This window comes from Clostridium yunnanense (assembly GCF_016595795.1).
Lineage (GTDB): Bacteria > Bacillota > Clostridia > Clostridiales > Clostridiaceae > Clostridium_AR > Clostridium_AR yunnanense.
The window spans coordinates 40,345-66,728 of sequence record NZ_JAENHN010000037.1; the positions used below are offsets into that span (position 1 = coordinate 40,345).

Sequence of the window (26,384 nt, forward strand, 5' to 3'; positions counted from 1 at the left end):
ATCTATCCTTATATGCGAATTATACGACTCACTATTAAAAAAACTATAAAGCATATTTAAAGATTCTATAAAGTTTTAATTATCAAATTTTAATTTTATGCTTAAATAAATTTAAAATCTAATATCTATCATTATCCAAAGGAAAACTCGGCAACACTTATTTCACCTTTTCCTAACGGTCTTACGCCTTCCGTAAAGCAACTTGTATCAACTATATCTCCATCCTCTTCAGCTATTTCCCCAATAGCTTCATTGTTGGAAATACTATTTTTCTTTTTCCTTCCACTCCTTGTCCTTTTTTTACTTTCAAACACATTAACTTTATATTCCATTAGATTATCTTTACTATTTTTGTCTTCTTCACTATTGCCAGCTATAATTAATTCATTTTCCGTATCTTTTAACACTTCTGCGTTTTTCTGTCCCTTTTTCACCTCTTCAGTGTCTTTAGGATTATCTGCAGTTTTATGGTTGTCCGTTTTATATCCACCCTTTTCCTTATTCTCTTTTGGTCGTTCACCGAAATTGTCATCTTTATTTTTTTCCACTTTATCAGAAAAACCTTTATTTGCATTTACAACATTCTGCTCTTCTACAGCAGCTTCATTTTTAGGTGTTTCTTTTTTCTTGGGTTTAATGTTTTGGTGTTTAGCAAAATTTTTCACTCTATACACCTTATCCTCAGTTAATTCAATCATCTCTAACTCAACAAACACTTCTAGTGCCAGTTTAACTTGAGCAATATCTCTATTAAATTCTATTGCTAAAGTCTCTATTGTATAGGCAATATTCTTTGAGAGGAACAACTCCCCTTCTAAATTGACCTTACCGGCAAGTAGCACCATTCTGTTCCAAATATAATGAATTACATCTCTTTCTGGTTTCATATCTATTATCTTAAACTTAGTATCCTCATACATATCAACTCTGAATTTTACATATTTTCTTTCTCTCATAAATCTCATTCTCCTCAACATTTTATTTTTATATATTGGCCTTACTACTTAATTTTAGAATTTCCGTTCATAACAATTCATAATAATTTTCAAGATAATTTATAAATTGAAGTGATAGGTTCTTGTTTTTTCATTATCTCTTTCAATCAATATATATGCTTACACAGATGAGATTACAGAATTTTTTATTATTTTTCCCATTTAAACTTTATTTATATATAGATGAACCACTTCGTAATAAAATTTATTATTTTTAAATTCTCTCACCAAAACCCGTGAGAGTTTTAAAAATAGATTTCGGATCGAAGTGGTTCATCTTTATATAGAAAAGCACACTGATAAGCTTATCAATGTGCTTTCTTGATTTTTGTAGGAGTACTGTACAAGAAAGATATCTTCTTCCCTAATTATAAGATTTCTACATACCCTTCTGTACCATGTACGCGAATTCGCTGCCCATCTTTTATCAGTTTGGTAGCATCTTCTACACTTACAACTGCTGGTAAGCCATATTCACGTGCGATAACCGCACCATGAGTCATAAGTCCCCCAACTTCGGTAACTAAACCTTTTATTGATACAAACAATGGTGTCCAACTAGGGTCTGTAAAAGAGGTAACTAATATATCTCCAGCTTCTAGATCAGCATCTTCTATGTTTAAGATAACACGTGCTCGCCCCTCTATAACTCCTGACGAAACAGGTAGACCTACAATAGCGCTCTCTGGGAGGTTTTCTCGTTTATACTTCCCTACAATGATTTCACCATCAGATGTCATAACACGTGGTGGAGTTAGCTTTTCGTATAGTTTATACTCGTTTTTTCGTTCTCTAATTATCTTGTAATCAAGTTCATGTGTGCGTACCACATCGCTAAGTTCTTTAAGAGTGAGATAGTATATATCTTCTTTATCATGAATAACACCTATTTGCACCAGTTGCTTTGCTTCCTTAAGTAAAGCCTGCTTATAAACAAAGTAGCGACTAACCATACCGTATTTTGGATACTCACGATAACCAATGAAATTTCGGATTAAGTCGATATTTCGTTTTGTCTCTTTGGCTTTTTCTTCACCATCCGGTAGCTCTTTTAATCTATCTAATAACTCTCTTTCTTTTTTCAAAGCTTCCTGTCGCCCCTGCTCAAATTTTCGATTAGCTTCATTAGGCTCAAAGTTTTTGATATTACTTAGAATAGTTGGGATAAGTATAGTTGGTTTTTCACTCCAACGGGTTTTAGTAATATCAATTTCTCCACCACATCGCATCCCATATTTATTAAGATAATTATAGATAGCCTCTTGGGCTTTCTTCCCACCATCAAACTTAATCAGTTCCTCCAGAAAGTTATCATCTTTTACATTTTCCAAATAATCAATTAGTTCTGGGTAGGGACGAATCACGTCTGCTACATCCATCAATTCTAGACCCATTTCCGAAGTAATATTATTTGGTACAGACTGAGAAAGTATATCTGCTACGTTTTTTTCACCTAACCATTCACTCATCTTTTCGTTTACCCATGCAGAAGCATTTATAGCAGCCATAAAGGTAGCTGAACTTTGTGGATTGAATAAAATACTCTTTAACTCCTTAATATCTTCCATAATAAAGTCAAACAAATCCGATCCTGATTTAGTTTGTATGTTTTGTTTTAACCCTTCTATGGATGTTTGAGTTTTCTTAATTAAATCAGACACAATTGTTGGGTCGCTATCAATTTGTGTCTCTGAATTCGCAGGTGATGCACTTTTATTGCCTTTACTTTCACTTTTTTCTTCTTTATCACTCGGTAAACATTTTATAAAATCTCGCTCTATTATGGTCATAATCGCATCTTTTGTCAGTGGATCGTGTTGCTCCATGTTCTTTAATAGCATTTTTCTACTGTCTGGTGAAGCCAGCATTTGTGCCACATCAACAAACAATCTTCCACCAGCTTTAACCCTGTGTCCAAAAGATATTAACTCCATTAAAGACATTCCTAATGGTTTTAATGGGTCGGTCATCATTTGTTGATGCCCTACAGATAAATAAACGTGATTTTCTCCATCATTTATTTCTGGGATTGGGTATAAAGTAGTGATTGGTCTACTCTGGACTATATAAAATGTGTCGTAAGCCAAGCACCATTCGATGTCCTGTGGTCTACCGAAATGTTCTTCGATCTTCCTGCCTATGTGAGTGAGGCTCAAAATCTGCTCCTCTGTAAGCACTTGCTTATCCTGCAACTCAGGCTCAATCTCCTGCTCTTTTGTGCCGCCAGCTTCTAAGGCATAGATAGCTAGCTTCTTTGTAGATATTTTCTTATCAATAATCTTGCCGTTACGTATCTTATAGTTATCAGCATTTACTAGTCCAGAAACCAAGGCTTCACCAATTCCAAAGCTGGCATCAATTGATAAAACCTTTCTATTAGAACTTACAGGATCTGCAGTAAACAAAATCCCTGAAGCCTCTGGGAAGACCATCTTCTGAACAACTACAGAAAGATAGACTTTACGATGGTCGAAGCCGTTTTGAAGGCGGTAAATCACTGCTCTTTCAGTAAATAAAGATGCCCAGCACTTACTGATATGCTTTAGTATTGCCTCTTTTCCAATAATATTTAAATACGTATCCTGCTGCCCAGCAAAGGAGGCTGTTGGTAAATCTTCTGCTGTTGCGCTGGATCGTACTGCATATGCATTTTCTTCTCCAAGCTTTGAAATAAAGTTGGTAACTTGTTCATTAATATCTTTTGGGATAGCTATACCTTCAATGCTTGTTCGAATCTTTGCACTAAGTTCGCTTATTTTATCTCGCTCCTCCACCTTTAAAAGCGATAATTGGTCAAGTAATTCCTTAATCGACGACGTTTCCGCAATGACTTTTTTAAAACCTTCAGTAGAAATACAAAAGCCTTCTGGTACGGTTATTTCTTCAATCCTAGAAAGTTCTCCAAGGTTCGCGCCCTTACCTCCAACAACCATAATCTTCGTTTTGTCAATTTCCTGAAACCCAATCACATATGAACCCATACTTTTACCTCCTTAAATTCAAAAACTCTTCAGATAATCAGTACAAAGATTTTATTTAGGTTTTTTTTATTGCATTTAGTTTATGTTTCTTGAATCATATGTATTCCATAAGAACACTGCCCTAACAAATCTCATAACATGTTATTGAATTATAGCACTAGCCCCCTAGAACAAACAGTCTATATTTGAAATTCTTTATATGGTATAATTAAAGTAGAGATACTTTTATTTCTTCTAAGATATTCATTTATATCCCCTATAAAATACACACTACTTCCACTCTATGTTTCACCTTTTATATCTTTTTAATTACTCAACAGAAGTGCTATGCTTTTATCCTTATACCTAAACCTAGCTTTAAATGAAGAGTTTTTTATTTTTAAAATTGGTCAAGTAAAAATTTCTTGACTTATAGTTAACTCTAAGTGCTAGTATAAATATGATATTTATTCATATCTTCTTGAATAAAATTTAATTTAGCTAATACGAAAGAGGGTAAAAACATGGCAAATATATTAGATAAAATATCAAAGGTAGCTGATATAAAAAGATTGACTACTGAGGAGCTTAATACTTTATGCTCCGAAGTAAGAAATGCTATATTGACTAAAGTTAGTAAGACAGGTGGACATCTTGGTCCAAATTTAGGAATTGTTGAACTTACGGTGGCTTTACATTACGTATTCAATTCCCCTATAGATAAATTTGTATGGGATGTAAGTCATCAGTCTTATGCTCACAAGATTTTGACAGGAAGAAAAGATGCTTTTCTTTTTGAAGATAAATATAAAACTGTAACTGGTTTTACTTCTCCTAAGGAGAGTGAACATGATTTCTTCACTATAGGTCATACTTCAACTTCTGTAAGTTTAGCTTCAGGTCTTGCAAAAGCTAGAGACTTTAAAGGAACAAAGGAAAATATAGTTGCAATAATAGGTGATGGTTCTTTAAGTGGCGGTGAAGCTTTTGAGGGACTTGATAATGTAGCTGAATTTAAGTCTAACTTCATTACTATAATTAATGATAATGAGATGTCCATAGCTGAAAATCACGGCGGAATATACGGCAATCTTGCTCTGCTTAGAAAGACAAAGGGAGAGGCTGAACTTAATATATTCAAGGCTTTAGGCTTTAAATATGTTTATATCGAAGAAGGAAATAATGTTGATGTTTTAATAGAAGAATTACAAAAGATCAAAGATCTAAATGAACCTATAGTCGTTCATATCCACACAGTTAAAGGTAATGGATACTCTCATGCAGAAGAAAATAAAGAAAGATTCCATTGGTCTATGCCATTTGATATTGAAAGCGGAAAAACTTTCGTTCAAAATGCTGGTGAAAACTATAAAAGAATTACTATAAATCATATTACTGAAAAACTTCAAAAGGATGATCGAATTGTTGTAATAAACGCAGCTGTTCCTGGTGCTCTTGATCTAGTAGAATTTAGAGAAAATCATCCTGACAGATATTTTGACGTTGGAATAGCAGAGGAACATGCTATTGCCTTCGCTTCAGGTCTAGCTTCACAAGGAATGAAGCCTTTTGCTTTCTTCCCAAGTACTTTCATACAAAGAACTTATGATCAAATATCACAGGACTTATGTATAAACAATAATCCTGCTATAATCATGGTTGAAAATGCAGGAATCTCTGGTAGCGATGCAACTCACCTAGGTATATTTGATATACCAATGATGAGTAATATCCCTAACTTAGTATATTTAGCACCTGCTAATAAAGAAGAAGTAACCTCGATGATAGACTGGGCAATGGAACAAAAGGATTTTCCTGTTGCAATAAGAATATCCTCTTCTCCAATTAAAGAACTAAAGAATAAACTTTCTCTAAAATATGAATTAAATAAGTTTGAGAAAGTTACAGAGGGAGAAAAGGTTGCAATTATAGGTCTTGGAAACTTCTTTAATCTAGCTGAAGAAGTCTCTGAAGAACTACAAAAACAAGGAATAACTCCAACGTTAATCAACCCAAGATTTATTACTGGAGTCGATGAAGCTATGCTTACTTCCTTGCTTGAAAACCATGATACAGTAATCACTCTTGAAGATGGTCTATTAAATGGAGGCTTTGGAGAAAAGATATCTAGATTCTTTGGTCCTACAAAGATGAGAGTTTTCAATTATGGTGCTCATAAAGAATTTACAGATGGTGTACCTATGAATGAATTATATCAAAGATATCATTTGACTGCTGAGCAGATTGTTGCTGATATATTGAAATAAATTTAAGATAGCTTTTTCTTTATTTGCGCTATAGCACAAATATAGTTTTATTTTTTCATTAATAAAAAAGCAGTGTGAATCTTATCTGTTTAAGATTCACACTGCTTTTTTAAACTTGTCCTTATTTTGGCGGCATTATAGTTGCAACACCTATCAGTACTTCAACACCATCTTGATTTGTACATATAGTACTTAATTTTATTCTATTCTTCTCTTCAACCTTCTCTATAACCTCAACTTCAGCTTTAATTGTATCTCCTATTCTCACTGGAGCAACAAATTTGAGTTCTTGTCCAAGATATATTGAACCTGGTCCTGGCAATTGCATACCAAGTACCGCTGATACTAAACCAGCCGTTAACATGCCATGAGCTATTCTGCCTTGAAACATTGTTTTTTCTGCCTCAACTTGATTTATATGCGCTGGGTTTAAATCTCCTGTTATACCAGCATATAAGTAAACATCAGTTTCTGTAATGGTCTTTTGAAAAGCTGATTTATCACCGATATTTATTTCTTTTATAGTTAAGCCCTTCATTTTCAATTCCTCCTTATATAATGCCTTTCTATTCATTAGCAATACATCAGATACTTATTAAATAAAATGTAGTATGCTTTGTAAGGCTATTAATACAAATACAGTTCCTGTCTTAATACAAGTGATCACAAAAATATCTTTATATGATTGTTTATGAGTTAAGCCTGCAATTCCAAGTAGAGTTATAACAGCCCCATTGTGAGGTAATGTATCCATTCCACCTGAAGCCATAGCAGCAACACGATGAAGTAATTGTGGATCTACCCCAGCACTATTTGCCCAACTTAAATATTGCTTACCGAAAGTATCAAGCGCTATACTCATTCCACCTGATGCAGAACCTGTAACTCCTGAAAGTACGTTTACTGTTACTGCTTCTGAAAGCAACGGACTACCATTTGGATTAATGTTTGTTAAAGCATGAGCTATAGATTGAAATCCTGGTAAAGTTTTTATAACATTACCAAAACCAACTTCTGATGCTGTATTCATAACAGCTAGTAGTGATCCAACTGCACCAGCATTAATTGCTGAAGCTAAATTTCCTTTCATACGCTTTGGATTAATACAAACTGCAAGTAGAATACCAAAAACAAGTGCAATCATTAAAGCCCAGTTATTCATTGAACCTACAACACTGGCCTGTGGGATATTATAAGGAGCTTTAGTAACCCAAGAAACTATATCCCATTTAGGAAATACTAATTTTTGCAGAGCTAAAGTCACTCCAAGTACAGATATTAATGGTAGTGCTGCTATAAGTGGATTTGGTAAACTTCCATCTTCAACTAGCACTGGTTCATTCTTATGATTGTCTCCATAGCCTTCTCCGTTTGCTTGAGCCTTACGTTTACGCCACTCAAGATAAGATACACCGCAAACTAAAACCATGATCGCACCTAAGGTTCCAAATATAGGAGCAGCGTAAAGATCTGTGTTAAAAAACTTCATTGGTATAGAGTTTTGAATTTGAGGGGTTCCTGGAAGTGCATCCATAGTAAATGTGAAGGCACCAACTGCGATAGTAGCAGGAACAAGTCTTTTTGGAATATCTGCTTCTTTAAATATTGATGCTGCAAATGGGTACACTGCAAATGCAACAACGAAAAGACTTACACCACCATAAGTTAAAATGGCTGCTGATAAGATTACGGATAACATAGCACGCTTTTTACCTAATTTTCCAACTATAAATTTAGCGATAGATTTTGCTGCACCAGATTGCTCCATAACTTTTCCAAATACTGCACCTAATAAGAAGAACGGAAAGTAAACCTTTACGTAATTGCCTAAGTTAGGTAGAAATATTTCCGTGTAGGTTGGCATTACTGCCATTCCAGAAAATATAGCTGCCGCAATTGCAAATATAGGTGCAAACACAATAACTGAGAATCCTCTATAAGCCATAATCATTAACAATACCAAGCTTAATAAAATACCTATAACCGCCATATATAAAACCTCCATTTATTTATTATTTTTTACTAACCATTTTTTCTAACATTAATTATTTTCTATATTGATAGATTATTTGATATTCATAAGTTCATCTTTAAAGATTCTTTCATCCATGAGCTTTAAATCCTTTGATATTATTGGTCTAAAATCCATTTGATCTAGAATATCTTTTTCTAAATTCACTCCTGGAGCTATTTCTTCTAACTCAACTCCAGCACTTGTCAATCTAAAAACTGCTCTTTCAGTTATATAAAGAACTGATTGCTTCACTTCTCTTGCATAATCTCCACTGAAAGTGATTTGCTCAACATCTTTGATAAATTTCTTTGATTTACCTTCTTTATCAATGATTAGCTTACCATCAGAAATATTAATCTTAAGTCCACCTGCAGTAAAGGTACCACAGAAAACAACCTTTTTAGAATTTTGAGTTATATTTATAAAACCGCCACAACCAGCTATCTTAGGTCCAAATTTACTCACATTTATGTTTCCTTTTTCATCGCATTGAGCTAGCCCTAAGAATGCTACATCTAAACCTCCACCATCATAAAAGTCAAACTGAGAAGATTGATCTATTATGCTATCTGGATTAATCGCTGCTCCAAAGCTCAGTCCACCAGCTGGTATTCCTCCAATTGGACCAGACTCAATTGTAAGTCTCAAGGCACTGCTAATATTTTCTTCATTTGCCACCATAGAAATACCCTCTGGCATTCCGATTCCTAAATTTGCGATTGCATTTGGCACAAGTTCCATGGCACAACGTCTAGCTATTATTTTTCTTTCGTCCATTGGAAGGCTTTTAATAGAACTCGCTGGCATTTTTATTTCTCCGCAGAAAGCTGGATTAAAGACTTCTGCAAAGGTCTGCATGTGATCTTCTGCACTAGCTACAACCACAGCATCTACAAGTATTCCTGGAATCTTTACAAGTCTTGGGTCTAAATTACCTTTTGATACTATTTTTTCAACCTGAAGAATAACCTTTCCGCCAGAATTCTTTGCTGCCTGAGCCATTGAAAGCCCATCAAGCGTCGCAGCTTCCTTTTGAAGACTTGCGTTCCCTTCTTCATCTGCATAGGTAGCCCTAATTATCGCTACATTTATAGGAAAAGCCTTATAGTAAAGATACTCTTTATCGTCAATCTCAATAACCTTTACAATATCTTCAGTAGTAAAATCATTTAATTTTCCGCCTTCAACCCTTGGATCTACAAAAGTTTTTAAGCCAACATGAGTAATTGTTCCTGGCTTTCCTGCTGCAATATCTCTGTAAAGACTTGATATTACTCCTTGAGGAAGGTTATAAGCTTTTATCTTATTCTTAATTGCCAGTTCCTGAACCTTAGGAGCGAGCCCCCAATGTCCTCCTATTACTTTAGAAAGAAGACCTTCTTGTCCTAAATGATTTAAGCCTTTTTCCTTTCCATCTCCTTGGCCTGCTGCATAAACAAGAGTTAAGCTATTTGGAGCACCTTTCTCTAGATAAATCTCTTTAAGCTTCTTTGTAATTCCCTCAGGGTGTCCAATACCTATGAAGCCGCCTACTGCCACTGTGTCTCCATTTTTTATTAAGGAGATTGCTTGTTCTGCCGACATTACCTTGCTCATATTTTCTCCTCCTTTTTATAGATGCACCACTTCAATCCGAAAACTATTTTCAAAACTCCTCTAGGTTCTGAGATGAGAATTTGAAAATATAAATTTTATTATGAAGTGGTACATTCATATACTCCATAAATTAAATTTGTAATATTTATTAATAAGTTCGCTTTCACTTATTTATATAAGCAACATCCATGCCAAGACTTTAGAGATTAAAAAAACGTAAATAGTGGGGTTCAACTGCTTTAAAGGTATACAAATCTTATAAAATACAAAATTTATGTTCACATTTCCGTACATTAATTTACGTAAACATTTACACACTGTGCGCTATTCCGTACAATTATAATAAGTAAAAAAAGTAGTTGTACGAATCTCCGTACAACTACTTCTGTATTTTATATTTTTCTATTTTTTCGTACAAGCTAGTACGACCTATATCTAAAATTTTTGCTGCTTTTGTCTTATTTCCATCTGCTGCTCTAAGAGCAAGTATAATAGCATTTTTTTCACTTTCTTCTAAGATGTCCTGAAGCTTTTTAGGAGTTATTGAAGCTTTTTTCCCTGTAATTTCTTTCGGCAGATCATCAACGTCAATTACATCACTATCTCCCATAATATTAATTGCCCTCTCTAATATATTTTCTAGTTCTCTAACATTACCTTTCCATTCATAGGTTTTAAGATATTGTTCAGCCTCTTTTGTCATTCCATTAACCTTCTTATCCAAGCTTACTGAAAGTTTTCTAATAAGATGATTAGAGATAAGTATAATATCATTACCACGTTCTCGTAAGGGCGGAATTTCTATCGTTACAACATTGAGCCTATAATAGAGATCTTCACGAAACTTCCCCTCTGAAACTAATCTTTCAAGATTCCTGTTTGTAGCAGCAATTATTCTTATGTTAATCTTCCTGGTTGCAACTCCACCAATCTTTTCAACTTCTCTTTCTTGAATTACTCTTAAAAGTTTTACCTGCATATGAAGGGGCATATCTCCAATTTCATCTAAGAATATTGTACCTTCATTTGCGATTTCAAACTTTCCGATCTTTCCTTCTTTCCTTGCACCTGTAAAAGCTCCTGCTTCATAGCCAAATAATTCTGACTCAAGCAAATCACTTGGAATCGCTGCGCAGTTAACCTTAACAAAAGGTCCCTCATAACGATTACTCTCTGAATGTATAGCATGTGCAAAGATTTCCTTACCAGTGCCGCTTTCCCCTAAAATAAGTACATTAGAATTAGTATGAGCAGCTTTTTTCACTATAGCTTTAGCTGAACAAATAGCCTCACTTTCCCCTATAATGTTTTCAAGTGAGTAACTCGCTGTATTAAATTCCTTAAACCTTGATTTATAATTGGCTAATTCTTTTTCTATAGCACTTATCTTTTTATAAAGACTATTTAGTTCTTTTACATTTCTAAATAATACTTTACCTACAACTCCAATAACCTCTCCATTCTTTATTATAGGTATTCTTGAGGCTATCATATAATTTCCTTTAATCTTATGAAGCTGTGCAACTTCTTCTTTACCGGTTTCAAGTACTATTGGCATTCTTGTATTTTCTATAACTTCAGTTACATGTCTGCCTATTACATCTTCACTTTTTATTCCTAAGAAGTCCTTATATGCCTTACTCATCATAGTGATTATTCCATTCTTATCTATAATCACCATACCATCGTAAGCAGTCTCAATTACAGTATTTAATATTTCACTGCTGTTTTTCTCTTCATCAAGCTTATGAAGAAGCTCCTTATAATTTGTTATATTATTGAAAACCAGTATTGATCCTTCTAAACTTTCACCATTAGATAGTGGTATAACATTTAATATTAAACTTAATTCATTAACTACTATAGGCTTTTTAATTTCTTCTTTTTTAGTTGATATGAAATAAGAAAGTTCTGAACCCTGTATTAATTTATTAATATCTTTACCTAAACTACTTTTGCAATCTAAATCAAAGAGAATACTAGCTGATTCATTGATAAAGAATATTTTATTACTATTATCAACTATAATTATTTCATTAAATATGTTATCTAATATCGTCTTCAATTCATTAAAATAGTTCAAAGATAATAATCCCTTTACCATTCACTAGTACCTTCTTTCTTGTAAACTTTATGCTTTTAAATAGTATAGCTTACAGGATTTAAAATTACAATTTTTTAAGGTAAAAATATCTAGCAATACAAAGTTCATGACGAGATTGTATTATAAAAAAGACGGCTAAATGTAATTTAAAAAGCATCTCTATTTAGTTATTTAAATATATCCCGTTAGAAAGTTTAACTGGGAATGTATTAAATGGGTTCACTTTATCTTGCGCACAAATATACCAAGCTGTTGCGCAAGTACTTGTACCAGTTATTTCAGCTAGTTCAGTATCATCTTTACCATCACCATCATTATCAGGTGCATATTCAGCACTACTTCCTTTACTAGTAGTATACGCTACACCTCCACTAGGAAGAATCATGTTCTTTACTTGGTTTAAATAATAATCTCCTTTACTAGTTCTACCTGAGGCATAATTTGCAATAACATTGCCCAATGTTCCTTCTGACCATACTGTATCTGTTCCATCACCTGTATGAACTCCACCTGCGGTAAATGCCTTATTTCCATCATAATCTGAGTTTTTATCAAAATTAAAATCAAAACCTGTAACGCTTTTATTTGTACGGATACTAGTGTCTGTTTTTTTACAATAAGTTTCTTGCCAATCTAACCCTCTTGTAAAATCTTTTGTACCATCAATGCTTTTTGTTCCTAGTGCTAATATGCCCCAAGAATTTACATCAAAAATAGTATAAGGATCATTTAATCCTCTATAAAATCTCCCCGCAGTATTATCCCAACACTTGGTTTCTAAAAAATTTCTAATTTGGTTAGCAGCATTGCTATATTTAGCTATTTTACTAGTGTTCAAATTATATTTATTTAATACTGCTGATAGGTGTGTAAAAGCTGCATAGGCATCTAGATTATGCTCAACAGACTTCCAATTTATACCAACACCACCTTTTATACCACCGTCTGCAGCATCTTGAAGAGTAATAACAAAGTCCATAGCTTTTACAGCTGAATCAAGATATTGAGTATCTCCTGTTTTATTTGCATAATAAGTTTGTCCCAAAACAACCCATGAAGCTTGTGCTCCCAATTTTTTATCAGCATATATATTAGCTGTATTTGATGCATTATAGGAAAAATACCATGATCCATCACTATTTTGTATGTTTTTCAAATCAGTTTGAATAGCTTTTGCCTGACTATTATATCCCCTACTAGTAAAGGCAATAATTGCAGTCGCCTGGTCATATGGATATGCATTTTCAGAACAATACTCTGATTCTGGACCATAAGCTTTCATTAATTTAGCACCACCATTAGTATCTGTGGTAAGTTGATTTAACATCCAACTCATTTGATTTTGTTCTGCTGAAAATGCTACCTTCTTATTAGTTTGAATAGAAGTAACTATACAGCATGTAAAAGCCAACCCAATTGCGAAAAATTTTTTAAGCTTGTTTTTCCTCATAATAAAATTCCCTCCTAAATTTATGTTGCAAAATACTTTTTATTTTTAGCTTTATAAGCAGCTTCCGCAACATCAAACTTTCTTTCTACTTAAATATGTAGAGCAATTTGCATGCCAATTTGTAATATATTTCTTTTTGACGCAGATTGGCTTTATTACTAAATTACAAGCTTATTTGTAGAGTGTAAAAAAATGACAGAGTGTGCAAAACATAATTGCACACTCTGTAATTTTTTTACACAGTAACTATATTTTCTTTAACCATCCTTACTACATATGCTACTTCATTATCTCCAATATTTACTTCGTATATTACTTCTAGACTCTTCAGAATTTTTTTAATTAAAACAAATTCTTTTCTGTAACGCTGTCTATATTCTTCTAAATTTTTAAAGCTGACTTCCTGTCCACCATGTTTTAATTTATCAACTAGAAAACTGACATGAATCAAAATTCCTATTTGTGCATCATGTTGAATTCTTATTTTTAACTTTTTTTCTATTTGTCTTATTGTATCTCTAATCTCCAAGAATAACTTTACGGAATTCAATTCTCTAATTTCCTTACTTAACGCTTTGCGTACTTTCAAAAAATCGTTTTCAACTTCAATTAATTTTTCTAAATAATTTATTCCTTTATCCATAAACACATCTTGTGCTGGTATAAATGTTATTCCATCAATTGCTATATTTACTGTCCCTACTATAGCTACTACTATGAAATTTTCTTTTAATTTGCTAACCTTTTTCAGAAAATCTTCTCTATCTAAAATATTGAGCGGCACAATATTTACTTTTTCTATATTACCTAAATTTTTACTTATTCTTTCTTTTATTCTTTCTGCAGCACCTTCACCTGTAAAACATGTAGTAATTATAGTTAGTTCTTTATTGTGTTTATAATCTTCTTTCTCAATCTGTATTGATGACTTTCCTATATCTTTACACAAATTATATATTTCATTCAAACCTCGCCCATTTAATGCCTTACTTCCAGCTTCTATGACAGTTAGAGTTGTTACCATATCACATGTTTTAATTTCTATTCCTAACTCACCACTAATTATATCTCCAAAGTTAACCAAAGATCCCATATCAACTAATAGCAAAACACCTTTTTTACTACTCATTGTCATTATTTTTTCCTTAGCTTTTTCTAACATATGCTCTGATTTCATTGTAAGAGGCATGTCCAATGCTTGTATATATTCTTCACCTATCAAATAATTCGCCGTTTCCGCCATGCTACTAGCTGTACTTGTCCCATGCGTCATAACTAGTATTCCAACTTTTTCTTCTAATTGTTCATCACTTTCTTCATTATATTCCGATAAAAACATGCTTATATAACCTATTTCATCTAGTGGAACATCTAGACAAAACTCTTTTTCTATTATTTTAACTATCTCCATTGCTACACTGAATTCTTCTCTATACTCTACTCTAACAACATTAAGTTTAGGATGGTATATTCTTTTCCCTGAGAGAATTCTTTTAATACTCCCTTGCAAGTGAAGTGATAAACCAAAAAAAACCTTTTGATTAAATTCTCTGTTTAACTTTTTTGATGCTACTGTTAACATTTCTTCAACTACATTTGCAACATTAATGTCTACAATCTTAGAGATTTCATCCTTTTTATAATTTGAATTTATAGCGCTTATATATTTTTTAAAATATTTTTCTAAATCAATATTTAAAATATCGCTAATCCTACCGTCTTCCAGCTCTTGTTTCCTTAAGTCTTCCATTTTCTTTTCTATAATGGAATAAAAACTCTCACTCTCAAAACTTTCATTCTGACTAACTTCTAATTCAAAATTTTTTAGCATGCTATCGTCGTTTGAAAATCTTAAAATATCATTCATGCTTTTTAACAAAGCATCTATTTCCTTTCTATATTCCTGATACTTCAATATTCCTTTTTGAATTCTAGGTTGTAAGTCAGTTTGTTCTACTAAAATATGTGTATTTTTATTTATTTTAAAATTTAAAAATGCCTTTGCACAAGCAAGCTGAACATCACTTTTAAATTGCCCTATATTATTAGGACAATCATATAGTAAAAGAGTAATAATTACTTTTTTACTTACATATATACTCTCCCCAATCCTAAGTGATTCAGCTATTATAAAATCATTTAAAAGGTAATATCTTTCTTCTAATTTTCTTTCTCTTAATGGTGGTAAGACTATTATCATAGGAATTCTTCTAGTAAATGTTTTCAACAAAGAGGATTCAGGTTGTTCAGTTGTTGCAGCTATAATTTGTACATCTGCTTTTATCTTCTTCTCAGTATCTCCTAAGGCTCTAAAATATCCTTTATCGATAAAAGTAAATAGCATTTCTTGCCCTTGTGGCGATAATCTATGTATTTCATCTAAAAAAAATACTCCTCCATCTGCTTTCTTTAATAACCCTTCTTTATCATTATTGGCTCCAGTAAATGCCTCTTTTTTTACTCCGAAGATTTGAGCTGCAACTAATTGTGGGTTGTCTGCATAATCTGCACAGTTAAACCTAATAAAAGGTGCATCATTAGCTATCATTTTTGATTCTTTAGCAAAACAATACATAGCTTCCGCAAACAATGATTTTCCAACACCAGTTTCTCCTAATATAAGAGTATGTAATCCTCTAGGTGGATATAAAATTGCAGCCTTTGCCTGCTGTATTGGTAACTTAAGTGACTGCTCTGATCCTATAAGTTGTTCTAGACTATCTTTATTCTTTACTATCTGCTCCAATTCATTTTCAATTGAACTTCTAGCTTCATCTGACTCTTTAATGCTACTATATCTAACAGGCCTACCTTCATTTTTATTTATCCGCTTTTCCTTATATAATTTATTTAAATATCTACTTGTATTTGTGCGGTCCAATCCCATATATGAACTCAATTCAGCAGCCGTTATGCCTCTTTGATTAATTTTTTCTAGTTTAATTAGGTATATTAAGACTTCTTCCTCCCTTTTTAATCCCTCCATAAAGGCCTCTCCTCCCTTGTTAATAAACAATACTTATTATACTACCGAAAGATTAATTATCAAGAAAATTTTGCATACTAATTATTAATAAACTTTACTGCACAAATTTAAATTTATATTTTAAAAATAATTAATTTGAAATATACAAACACTAATTTCTTAATCTATATATATTAAACAATAACATTAAATAATTATATAAAGGTTGAAAGTTCTTATTCTACTTCCAACCTTGAAGATAAGTATATTATTTTTTAGTTCATACAAAAACTTTTACTAACTCTATACATTTTGTGCAATTTCTTCTGCCTTAAGTTCTTGTTTACCTGCCATATATACAAAAGGAATATATATTAATATATCTACAACTAAGCAAATAATAGCTGTAATTGCCCCCGTAATTGAATTTGTTGATAGCGCTGCTCCAAGTATTGGTGGAGTTGTCCATGCTACCATAATATGAGCTACTGGTGCAAATCCTATAGCGGTCAAAGTGTATGCTATGATACATGATAACATTGGTGCTAATAATGATGGTATTACATATATCGGATTTAAAACCATTGGCATACCAAATATTACTGGCTCATTTATATTAAATAAACCAGGACCAATTCCTAAATTAGCTATTAAAGTTTGTTGTGTTCCTGCTCTCTTCTTTCCAATTATAAATATAGCAATGATTAATGCAATTGTTGCTCCGGCTCCCCCCATATATACATATGATTCCAAAAACTGACTGCTTAATATATTTTCTGGCTTAAGTCCTGCTTGAAATGCTTCTGTATTGGCTAAAATCATTGGAAGCAGTATTGCATTACTAACTGGGGCTACTATATTTCCGCCATGTAGACCAAAGAACCATAAAAGTTGTGTTATGAAAATTATTACTAAAACGCCTCCTAAACTACCTATTATGGCTGTTAAAGGCCTTTGCAATGTGAAATATAGTGATTCATGAATATTGTTTACACCTACTAATATAAATAATTCCTTAACGCTCGCAGCTAATGCTAGTACTATGATTGACGGAATTAACGCTGCAAATGATTTAGCAACAGCAGGTGGCACTCCATTAGGCATCTTTATAATTAGTCTAGGATTTCCACTTAACTTAACAAATATTTCAGTTCCTACTAATGCTACTATCATAGCAATGAATAATCCCTTTGTTCCAAAGAATGCTGTTGAAAATGCTCCATCTTTAATTGTATACAGTAGTAATGATGATGCTGTTACTACTACTGCAGCTGCTATTCCATCTTTATTGTGTCCTTTTGCCAAATGATATGATATGGTAAATACTATTAAAATTGACATAACTCCAAATGAACCATTATAAATAGCCTCACCCCAGGCTGTCCAGCCAGTTGGTAGTAACCAATTCATAAAATCTTGATATCCTGGAATACCTAAATTATTAAATAATACAGCAAACGCTCCGGCCATAATTACAGGCATAATTGTGGCAAAACCATCACGAATTGCTCTTAGGTGTCTTTGAGCTCCAATCTTGGATGCAATTGGAACAAAGTGTTCCTCCATCCATTCAAAAAATTTGTTCATAGTCATTTTCCCCCTTATTTATTAAAAATTATTTTAATTGCAACAGCCATATGCTACGCTTTTTCTTTTACGTTAAAACCAAAGCTTGTCCACGGTCCTATATAATCTAACAAAAACAACTCATCATCTACTATCTTACCCACAACATTGGTTTTACCAGAGTTCTTCATATCTTTTAAAGCCACCTGAAGTTCTCCTGCATATTTTGTATATAAATCTGAATCTATTAATATATCTCCTCTTTTGATATCTGGAGTATTAACTGGTGGAAAGCTCTCACCTTTGTATTTCACTCTACTTTCTGAAGACCTTAACATATACTCTGAAAGATCTCCTCTATTAACGTGTAATTCTTCAAGAACAATCTTTTTATCTAAGTCTGTAGCACTATTCTCAAAATTAACATTAAATATTAATCTTTCTTTATTTAACTTACTTAAGGCTTTAAATTCATCCTCTGATGCAAATGAATTGGCAATTATTATATCATCAATTAAACCTGTGGCTAAAAAATGTTTTGCTTGTACATCTATAGGAAGATCTCTATGCATCTCTAATGTACATAAACCTTCTGATACTGGCCAAGGCCCATATTTAGCACTTGGAGAATTTATAAATGCCGCTGTATTTATTCCATATTTTTTAAATTGTTCTGAACATTTTATAAAATGTTCCAGTGAATTTCCAGTATATTTGTGTGGATAAAAATTGTGACATCCATATAGATTCTTAATATTCGGTTTATTAGATACGACATTATCAATATACATATTGTCATTACACATATTTAATTCAATTTTTAAACCATATTGATTATAAGTCATCATAGCCTCTTCACGACCACCAAAACCTAAATCAAGTCGTATTCCATATAAACCCATATCCTTGAATACTCTCAAATCACTTATAGATGCATTAAATTTATTAAATATTGCTGGCTCTATATCTGCAATTACTTCCATTTCTTCTTCTTTTGCAGCATTAAGAATAATTTTAAATTCTTCCATTACATCCTCAATACTCTTATCTGCTATAGAAATTAAACATGTAAATATTCTTTTAAATCCATATTTTCCTGCTAAATGAATATAGTCAACGATTTCATTTATATCGGGATGATTTAGATATACTGATATTCCCCATTTATTCATATACTCATAACTTCCCTTCCTCATTAAATTTATTTATATACTTTGTTTTTCATAATAAATTTATTTCAAACTATTATGAAATTTTTCATGTATATCTATTATTTCTATAGCAAGAGTTTTTAATGTCATACTTGTCATAAAATGATCTTGAGCATGTACCATGAGCAATGAAACCTCTGGCCCTTCTCCACCAGCTTCCTTTTGGATTAAAGATGTTTGTATATTATGTGCTTTTGATAATTCCACTTCAGCTTTTCCTATTAATTTTCTTGCTTCTTCTATATCTTCGTTTTTAGCACAATGGATTGCTTCCATTGAATAGCTTCTAACTTCTCCACTGTGTATTATAAGATTCATTATTATTTCTTCCATTATATTTAACTCCATTCAAACTACTTATTTTCTATAAGTTCTAAAGCTCTTTGTAAAACTTTTTCACCATTCATTGTTCCATAATCAACTGTTTTTATTATTTCTACAGGTATATTTGACCCAGCTAAATTTTCTTTCAGTTGTGACAATAAAAATCTAACTTGTGGACCTAATAATACTACATCTGCATCATTTATGTAATTTTTTACATCTGATTCTCCTGTAGCTTCTATACTACATTCAACACCTTTTTTTATCGCTGCCTCCTGCATTTTTTCAACTAATAAACTAGTAGACATTCCTGCAGAACAAACTAATAATATCTTTTTCATTTCTAATTCCTCCTCAAAATAATTAATTCACTTATATTTATTATTTAACTTTTCTCACACAACTTATATAGAGCAATTATCATGCCAACTCTTAAAATACTAATTTCAAAGCATAAAATGGCTTTATATCTAACTTAGCGGTTTCTTCACACAGTGTAAAAGACAAAAAAGAGTGTGTAGAAATTGTTTACACACTATCCTCTTTTTACACAGTATATAATTAAGTATTTTATAACCACATATAGATGAATCACTTCATAATTGAATTTATATTTTCAAATTCTCCTCTAAGAACCCAGAGGAGTTTTGAAAATAGATTTAGGATTGAAGTGTTTCATCTTTATAATTGCAAATTTATTATAGTTTATCTAGAATAGTATTAATGATAAAAGAAAGGATTTTAGTACATGAAAAAGAGAGAATTTATAGCGCAAGATCTGATAAGCAAAATATATCAGCATCAATTTCCTAACAATCAGCTTCCGCCCCAAAGAGATTTAGCAGCTAAATATGAAGTTTCACGTTATACCATTCAAGAAGCATTGAAACGATTGATGGATATCGGAATTATTTACACTATTCAAGGTGATGGAATTTATATAAAAGAAAATATTCTTAATAATCCTCTAATCTATAATTCAATGACTGAAAATTCCTATAAAGACATTGTATCTAAGACTGTCTATTTAAAAAAAGTTTCGCCTTCATTAGATATTCAAAAAACTTTTGGAATAAAAGAAGATGACTTAGTTTGGGAATTTCAACGAATTCGTATCGTAAAATACCAAATCACGCAGTTAGAAACCTCTGTGCTTCCCTGTTATCTCTTCCCAGATCTAAACCAAAGAGATGTTGAAGGTTCTATTCAAAACTATGTTCAGAAAAAGAAATTTGTAATTTCTCACTACATAACAAATTATAAGGCTACAACTATTTCCAAAAAGCAATCTGAACTACTAAACTGCAAGAAAGGTAGTCCTGCAATGGAAATCACCAATAGGGGAATTCTAAATGATGGAACCATATATCAATATAGCAACATTCTAGCCTTGGACTACAATTGTACTTATATTATTCCTTTTAATAAAGAAAGTTATGAAAAAAGACAAAAAGACATGGGATATTAAGACTATATTTTCTGATGTTAAAATAGCTAATAAAACTAAAAGCTCTTAGTTTTATTAGCTATTTTTAAACTATTCAAATAAATATCTCCTGAATCCAATATAATTTGATGTATTTTCCTACGGAGTAACGATTGTACCATCTGGTATACGACTTTGAGTCCATTCATGTGGACGATATTCAACTGGATATTTTATAATTTCAGCTTCATCAATATCCACTCCAATCCCAGCAGATTCAATAGGATAGAAAAAGCCGTTCTTTACTTCTGGAATACCTAAAAATACTTTTCTAGTATTTTCATTTATTTCAATGTTTTCTTGGATTGCAGCATTATGAAGATTAATATTTAAGTGAATATTAACTGCTACTCCAATTGGAGTTATATCTGAAGGTGTATGCCATGCTATTCTCACCCCAAAAGCAGAACATAAAGCCCCTAGTTTCAATGCAGGTGTAATACCACCAATTTGTGAAACGTGACAACGGATAAAATCCACCTGTCGGTTTGTTATTAATGATTTCCACTCCATAGGATTGTTAAATAATTCGCCAGTAGCAAGTGGCGTAGCTGTTTGAGACCTTATTTGACTTAACCACTCATTTTGATCTGGTGGAAGAATATCTTCGATAAAATAAGGTTTATATTTCTCCACATCCTTTGCAAATTGAACAGCTTGATTAGGAAAAAGCCTCTCATGAACATCATGTAGAATATGAAACTCATGTCCGTATTTTTCTCTTAAACTTGCAAACATTGAAATTGTATTCCTCATGTATTCATACTGATCAAAGTAACTACCCTTTGTAGGATTTTCTGCAGTATGAAATTCTTTAGAATTTCCTCCATAAAAGCCTAATTGACATCTAATATGTTTATACCCTTTTTTTCTTATTTCATCAATTTCAACGTATAAATCTTCTAAATTGTCTGCTACAGCATGTGTATAAGCTGCAATCGCATCCCGTGACTTACCTCCAAAAAGTTGATAAAGAGGCATATTAGCTAATTTACCTTTAATATCCCAAAGTGCCATATCAACACCTGAAATTGCATTGTTTAAAATAGGTCCATTACGCCAATAAGAATTAACCATCATCATTTGCCATAAATCTTCAATGTTATTTGCATCTCTTCCAATTAAAATAGGCTTTAGATATTCGGATACTACTAAACTTACTGCTTTTGGTCTTTGTTGAAATGTAGCACATCCTATGCCATAAATCCCTTTGTTTGTCTCTACTTTTACTACAACTAAATTATGTCTATCTGGTTTGGTTATATAACATAAAACATCTGTAATTATTGTAGGTTCCATTCTATTACCTTCTTTCACTTGCTTTCTAAAAAGTTCTCTTTTACTAAATTAAATCATGCTAATAATAGCAAAGTCAATTTGGCTTTTTAAAAGCTCACTTTTATCTTATTTACCAGTCCAATTATATAATTTATTCTTTAAAACCCTCTATTCATCTAGCTTCACAGTAGTTAATATCAGATTTTGGACTACTTTTATTTTATTTTTCTTTATGATATTATTGCCTTGTAAACGGCAACAATAACAACTATAGGAGGTATTAAGCGATATGAAAAAGGAAGAAGTAGTAGCCCAAATTATAAATGAGGTTGGTGGGAAAGAGAATATTAATAATGTGTGGCACTGTATGACTCGGCTACGTTTTGACTTAAAGGATAAAACAAAAGTTAACCAAGAGGCTATCCAAAGCTTAGAAGGAATTCTTGGTTCACAATTTAATAAAGATCAATTCCAAATTGTTATAGGAACAACGGTAGATAAATATTACGATATTATAGTTAACATTTTAGGCTCAAATATTAATAAAAATTCAACTGAAAAGGATAAAAATTCTCAATCTAAAGATAAGAAAAGCTTATCAACGAGATTCATGGATACAGTATCAGGGGTTTTTGGTCCGATAGTTCCAGCTATCGCGGGAGCTGGAATGATAAAGGGATTAATAGCTGGACTAGTTGCCTTGAAATTTATATCCGGAAATACTGATACTCTTAAGGTTATCGATATGATAGCCAGTGGTGTTTTCACATTTTTACCATTCTTTTTAGCGGTATCTGCGGCAAAGAAGTTCAAAACGAACGAATACTTAGCCGTTGCTATTGCTGCAACGATTATGTATCCTACCATGGTTGATGCTGCGAAAGCTGGTAAAATAACCGCTTTTTATGTCTTAGGGATCTTACCTATACCTGTATTTAATTATTCAAGTAGTGTAATTCCTATCATATTTGCAGTTTGGGTATTAAGTTACGTTCATAAATTAATTGATAAATATATGCCTGATACTATGCGTACAGTATTTACACCAACTCTAACCTTATTTATTTCAGGATTTTTAACATTGGGAGTTACTGGCCCAATTGGTATTTACTTAGGAAGAGGCTTGGCATGGGTCATTACCGCTTTATTCAGCATTTCTCCAATTCTTGCTGGAGTTATAGTAGGTGCAATTCGTCCTATAGCTATATTAACAGGAATGCATCATGCCATGACACCAATTGCTCTTCAAAATTTTGCAACCCAAGGCTATGACATGTTAATGCCTATGATGTTCATGACAAATATTTCAATTACAGGAGCTGCTGCTGCTATTTACTTTAAAGAAAATACAAAGCAAGGTAAAACAATAGTTATATCTTCAGTGATCTCTGGACTTTTTGGTATTACTGAACCAGCCTTATTTGGAGTATTAACTAAATATAAAAAAGCTTTCTTTGCTGCAACAATAGGAAGTACAGTTGCCTCTGCCTTTATCAGTTCATTTGGAGTTCGTTTATACGGATATGTTCTATCAAGCGTATTCAGTATACCAGCTTACATCGGGCCATATTTTGTATATGCTATGTTAGGCATACTTATAGCACTTAGTGTTTCTTTTGCTTTATCATATCTTTTTGTAGTAAAGATGGATAAAAAAGACTCAACTTCATCAAAAAATAATGAGATAGCATCTGTAATGACAGGTGACGTAAAAGATATAACTGAAGCACCAGATCAAACTTTTGCTCAAAAGCTATTAGGAGATGGATTTGTAGTATTCCCTTCAGCTGGCAAAGTTGTCGCACCTTTTGATGGTACTATAACAATGATTTATAAAACCAAACATGCTATTGCACTAACATCAAGCAATGGTATAGAAGTTTTGATTCATATAGGGTTAGACACTGTCACACTTAATGGTGAAGGGTTTGCTCTATTAGTTAAAGAAGGTGATACTGTAAAAAGAGGACAAACAATTTTAAATGTAGATTTGGCTCTTATGAAATTAAAAGGAATGCAAATGGCAACACCAGTTATTGTTACTAATTTAAATGAACGAGTGCTAAAGCTTAAGAAAATTGGTAATGTTGAAGCTGGTGAAACTGTTGTAGATATTAAATAATTTGTATATATTAAAGCACTATTTAGATAAGTTCATAAAATTCACATACGATCAAAATATTTATTAATTAATACAATTAGAAACGGTATATAGTTTTGTGTTAAAAATAAATTTATTATTAAAATATTACTGGGAGTCTTCACTCCCAGTAATTTCTTTTTGTGAAAAAAATATTTCTTTTATTATTATCAGGGATAATCTGACCTGTGATTTTTTCAGCTCACAAAGTGAGCGTAGACACACAATTTATTCATATTTAAAGAGGTAGTCTTACTAAAATTGATGTTCCGCTCCCTATTTTACTTTCGACCTCAATTCTACCCTCATGAGCAGTTACAATCTGCTTTACAATCGCCATTCCAAGTCCTGTTCCCCCTGTGTGTGTATCAGTTGAAGTTCCCCTATAATAGCGATCAAATAAATGGTTAATCGTATATTCATCCATTCCTTTTCCGTTATCTTTTATTTTCACTTCCACTTCTGATTTTTTCTGTATATATATATCAATCCCAGTACCTCTGGGATTATGCACAACTGCATTGACCAACAGGTTAGAAAATGCTCTTTTCAGCAGTTGAACATCACCCATAATGTAGATAGGGTCATCCTCTCCAATTATTTCAAAAGAATTATACTTACTAGAAGGCTTATTAGCTATTTCAGCAACGACTCTACGAACTAGCTCTACCAGCTCTATTTTATTGAAGTTAATTTGGAGACCTATAGACTGATCCATTCGAAAGGCAATTCCAAGATCATTAATTAATTGTTCCATATGAGTGGACTTATCCCTAATAAGCTGCATAAACTCTTTCCTCTCCTTTTCACTCCATTCATACTCATCTGATACAAGCATATCTGCATATCCTGAGATATATGATAAGGGAGTCTTTAGGTCATGGGTAATGCCTGCCGCCCACTCCTGCCTCAACCCTTCAAACTCTTTCCGTTTCCGCTCGTTTTCCTGTAAAGTAGCAGACAGAGCTTCGAGGTTTGCATATACTTCTCGGTAAAGTCTACTGGAAGTAAAACGAAAATGTTTTTTCTTAACAGGGATAAGATGCTCTCCGTTTGACAGTTTTCTTATTCTCACTAAAACATCAAACATTGGCCGCGCAACGTAATAGCCATAGAACAAGCAATACAAAAAATAAGCTGCAATAATAATTCCTGTTGTAATATTAATCACATATGTTTCCATTGGTCGCTTTAACGCCACAGTATAGAATATTGCCGGCAGCGAAACAAATAAAAATAACAATATCTGATGTATTATAAAATTTAATGTAAAACGGACTATTAGCTTACCATTTGTGAAGTTTATTTTCATATGATTTCACCTTGCTTTGGTGGAACAAACTTGTAACCAATTCCTCTTAAATTTACAATGAGAGAAGGATTTTTCATATCCGGTTCAATTTTCTTACGCAGACGCATAATATGAATGGAAACCGTTTTTTCATCTCCAATGCTGTCATAACCCCATACATGTTCATATAACTGGCTAGCAGTAAATACCTGATTAGGATGGTCAACCAAGAAAAGTAGAAGATCAAATTCCTTGGCTGGGCAAGGTATTTCTTTTCCATCCACCAATAATTGAGCAGCCTTTCTATCAATGACAACAGTACCGAAACGATAACTCTCCGTTGCCTGCGAAGCATTTTGATATTGCTCCTGTCTTCGGAATTGGACCTCGATACGCGCGGCAACCTCCAACGGATTGAAGGGTTTTGTTATATAATCATCCCCTCCAATCCCCAATCCTGTCAGCTTATCTAAATCACTTGAACGGGCGGTAAGAAACAATATTGGAACAGTAGTATATCGCCTTATTTCCTGGCACAGTTTGAATCCATCTGTATCTGGCAGCATTACATCTAATACAATCAAGTCATATGCCTGTCGGATGATTTTTCCCATTGCTTCTTGTCCTGTGAAGGCACTGCTGATGAATGTATATCCTTCCTTGCGAAGTATGGTTTCCAGCATCTTTACGATACCGGTCTCATCATCCACAATAAGTATTTTTTGTAGACGCATTTT

At 32.7% G+C, this 26,384-nt stretch carries 18 protein-coding genes; 3 read left to right on the forward strand and 15 right to left on the reverse strand.

Annotated features, from left to right (window positions below):
- Window positions 1-131: 131 nt before the first annotated feature.
- On the reverse strand, window positions 132-956 hold the full coding sequence (locus JHL18_RS11595) for a phage replisome organizer N-terminal domain-containing protein (protein WP_200269299.1): 825 nt from the start codon (window positions 954-956) through the stop codon (window positions 132-134).
- A gap of 407 nt (window positions 957-1,363) precedes the next feature.
- Window positions 1,364-3,976 (reverse strand): phosphoenolpyruvate synthase, encoded by a 2,613-nt coding sequence (gene ppsA, locus JHL18_RS11600; RefSeq protein WP_200269301.1) that lies wholly within the window; start codon window positions 3,974-3,976, stop codon window positions 1,364-1,366.
- Between the two features lie 503 nt (window positions 3,977-4,479).
- Between ppsA and JHL18_RS11605 the strand changes: the two genes are divergently transcribed.
- Window positions 4,480-6,222 carry a 1-deoxy-D-xylulose-5-phosphate synthase gene (locus tag JHL18_RS11605; protein ID WP_200269303.1) on the forward strand — a complete coding sequence of 581 codons (1,743 nt, stop codon included), beginning with the start codon at window positions 4,480-4,482 and terminating at the stop codon, window positions 6,220-6,222.
- Window positions 6,223-6,343: 121 nt separating this feature from the next.
- Here the strand turns inward: JHL18_RS11605 and JHL18_RS11610 are convergent, their stop codons facing one another.
- From JHL18_RS11610 to JHL18_RS11655, 10 genes are all read right to left on the reverse strand, one after another.
- Complete coding sequence (locus JHL18_RS11610; protein ID WP_200269305.1) at window positions 6,344-6,760, reverse strand: MaoC family dehydratase; 417 nt, start codon at window positions 6,758-6,760, stop codon at window positions 6,344-6,346.
- Between the two features lie 57 nt (window positions 6,761-6,817).
- A complete protein-coding gene (locus JHL18_RS11615; RefSeq protein WP_200269307.1) occupies window positions 6,818-8,212 on the reverse strand; it encodes a GntP family permease in 1,395 nt (464 codons plus the stop codon).
- A gap of 75 nt (window positions 8,213-8,287) precedes the next feature.
- Window positions 8,288-9,832 (reverse strand): acyl CoA:acetate/3-ketoacid CoA transferase, encoded by a 1,545-nt coding sequence (locus tag JHL18_RS11620; protein WP_200269309.1) that lies wholly within the window; start codon window positions 9,830-9,832, stop codon window positions 8,288-8,290.
- 379 nt (window positions 9,833-10,211) lie between these two features.
- On the reverse strand, window positions 10,212-11,936 hold the full coding sequence (locus JHL18_RS11625) for a sigma 54-interacting transcriptional regulator (RefSeq protein ID WP_200269311.1): 1,725 nt from the start codon (window positions 11,934-11,936) through the stop codon (window positions 10,212-10,214).
- 163 nt (window positions 11,937-12,099) lie between these two features.
- Complete coding sequence (locus tag JHL18_RS11630) at window positions 12,100-13,386, reverse strand: hypothetical protein (protein WP_200269313.1); 1,287 nt, start codon at window positions 13,384-13,386, stop codon at window positions 12,100-12,102.
- Window positions 13,387-13,621: 235 nt separating this feature from the next.
- Window positions 13,622-16,372 (reverse strand): sigma-54-dependent transcriptional regulator, encoded by a 2,751-nt coding sequence (locus JHL18_RS11635; RefSeq protein ID WP_200269315.1) that lies wholly within the window; start codon window positions 16,370-16,372, stop codon window positions 13,622-13,624.
- Window positions 16,373-16,654: 282 nt separating this feature from the next.
- The gene (locus JHL18_RS11640; RefSeq protein WP_200269317.1) at window positions 16,655-17,938 is read right to left on the reverse strand and encodes a PTS sugar transporter subunit IIC; all 1,284 of its coding nucleotides are present in this window, start codon (window positions 17,936-17,938) and stop codon (window positions 16,655-16,657) included.
- A gap of 53 nt (window positions 17,939-17,991) precedes the next feature.
- Window positions 17,992-19,089 carry a DUF871 domain-containing protein gene (locus JHL18_RS11645; RefSeq protein ID WP_200269319.1) on the reverse strand — a complete coding sequence of 366 codons (1,098 nt, stop codon included), beginning with the start codon at window positions 19,087-19,089 and terminating at the stop codon, window positions 17,992-17,994.
- 60 nt (window positions 19,090-19,149) lie between these two features.
- Entirely contained in the window at window positions 19,150-19,461 is a 312-nt protein-coding gene (locus JHL18_RS11650; protein ID WP_200269321.1) for a PTS sugar transporter subunit IIA, read from the reverse strand.
- A gap of 20 nt (window positions 19,462-19,481) precedes the next feature.
- Window positions 19,482-19,793 carry a PTS sugar transporter subunit IIB gene (locus tag JHL18_RS11655; RefSeq protein ID WP_200269323.1) on the reverse strand — a complete coding sequence of 104 codons (312 nt, stop codon included), beginning with the start codon at window positions 19,791-19,793 and terminating at the stop codon, window positions 19,482-19,484.
- 407 nt (window positions 19,794-20,200) lie between these two features.
- Between JHL18_RS11655 and JHL18_RS11660 the strand changes: the two genes are divergently transcribed.
- Complete coding sequence (locus JHL18_RS11660; RefSeq protein ID WP_200269326.1) at window positions 20,201-20,920, forward strand: GntR family transcriptional regulator; 720 nt, start codon at window positions 20,201-20,203, stop codon at window positions 20,918-20,920.
- Window positions 20,921-21,037: 117 nt separating this feature from the next.
- Here JHL18_RS11660 and JHL18_RS11665 read toward each other — a convergent pair whose 3' ends face one another.
- On the reverse strand, window positions 21,038-22,237 hold the full coding sequence (locus tag JHL18_RS11665; protein ID WP_200269328.1) for an enolase C-terminal domain-like protein: 1,200 nt from the start codon (window positions 22,235-22,237) through the stop codon (window positions 21,038-21,040).
- Window positions 22,238-22,505: 268 nt separating this feature from the next.
- Between JHL18_RS11665 and JHL18_RS11670 the strand changes: the two genes are divergently transcribed.
- Window positions 22,506-24,338: a beta-glucoside-specific PTS transporter subunit IIABC gene (locus JHL18_RS11670; protein ID WP_200269330.1), complete on the forward strand. Its 1,833-nt coding sequence runs from the start codon at window positions 22,506-22,508 to the stop codon at window positions 24,336-24,338.
- A 256-nt stretch (window positions 24,339-24,594) separates the two neighbouring features.
- Here the strand turns inward: JHL18_RS11670 and JHL18_RS11675 are convergent, their stop codons facing one another.
- Entirely contained in the window at window positions 24,595-25,668 is a 1,074-nt protein-coding gene (locus JHL18_RS11675; RefSeq protein ID WP_200269332.1) for a sensor histidine kinase, read from the reverse strand.
- The gene (locus JHL18_RS11680; RefSeq protein WP_200269334.1) at window positions 25,665-26,381 is read right to left on the reverse strand and encodes a response regulator transcription factor; all 717 of its coding nucleotides are present in this window, start codon (window positions 26,379-26,381) and stop codon (window positions 25,665-25,667) included. Before JHL18_RS11680 ends, JHL18_RS11675 begins: the two co-directional genes overlap by 4 nt.
- Between the last annotated feature and the right edge of the window lie 3 nt (window positions 26,382-26,384).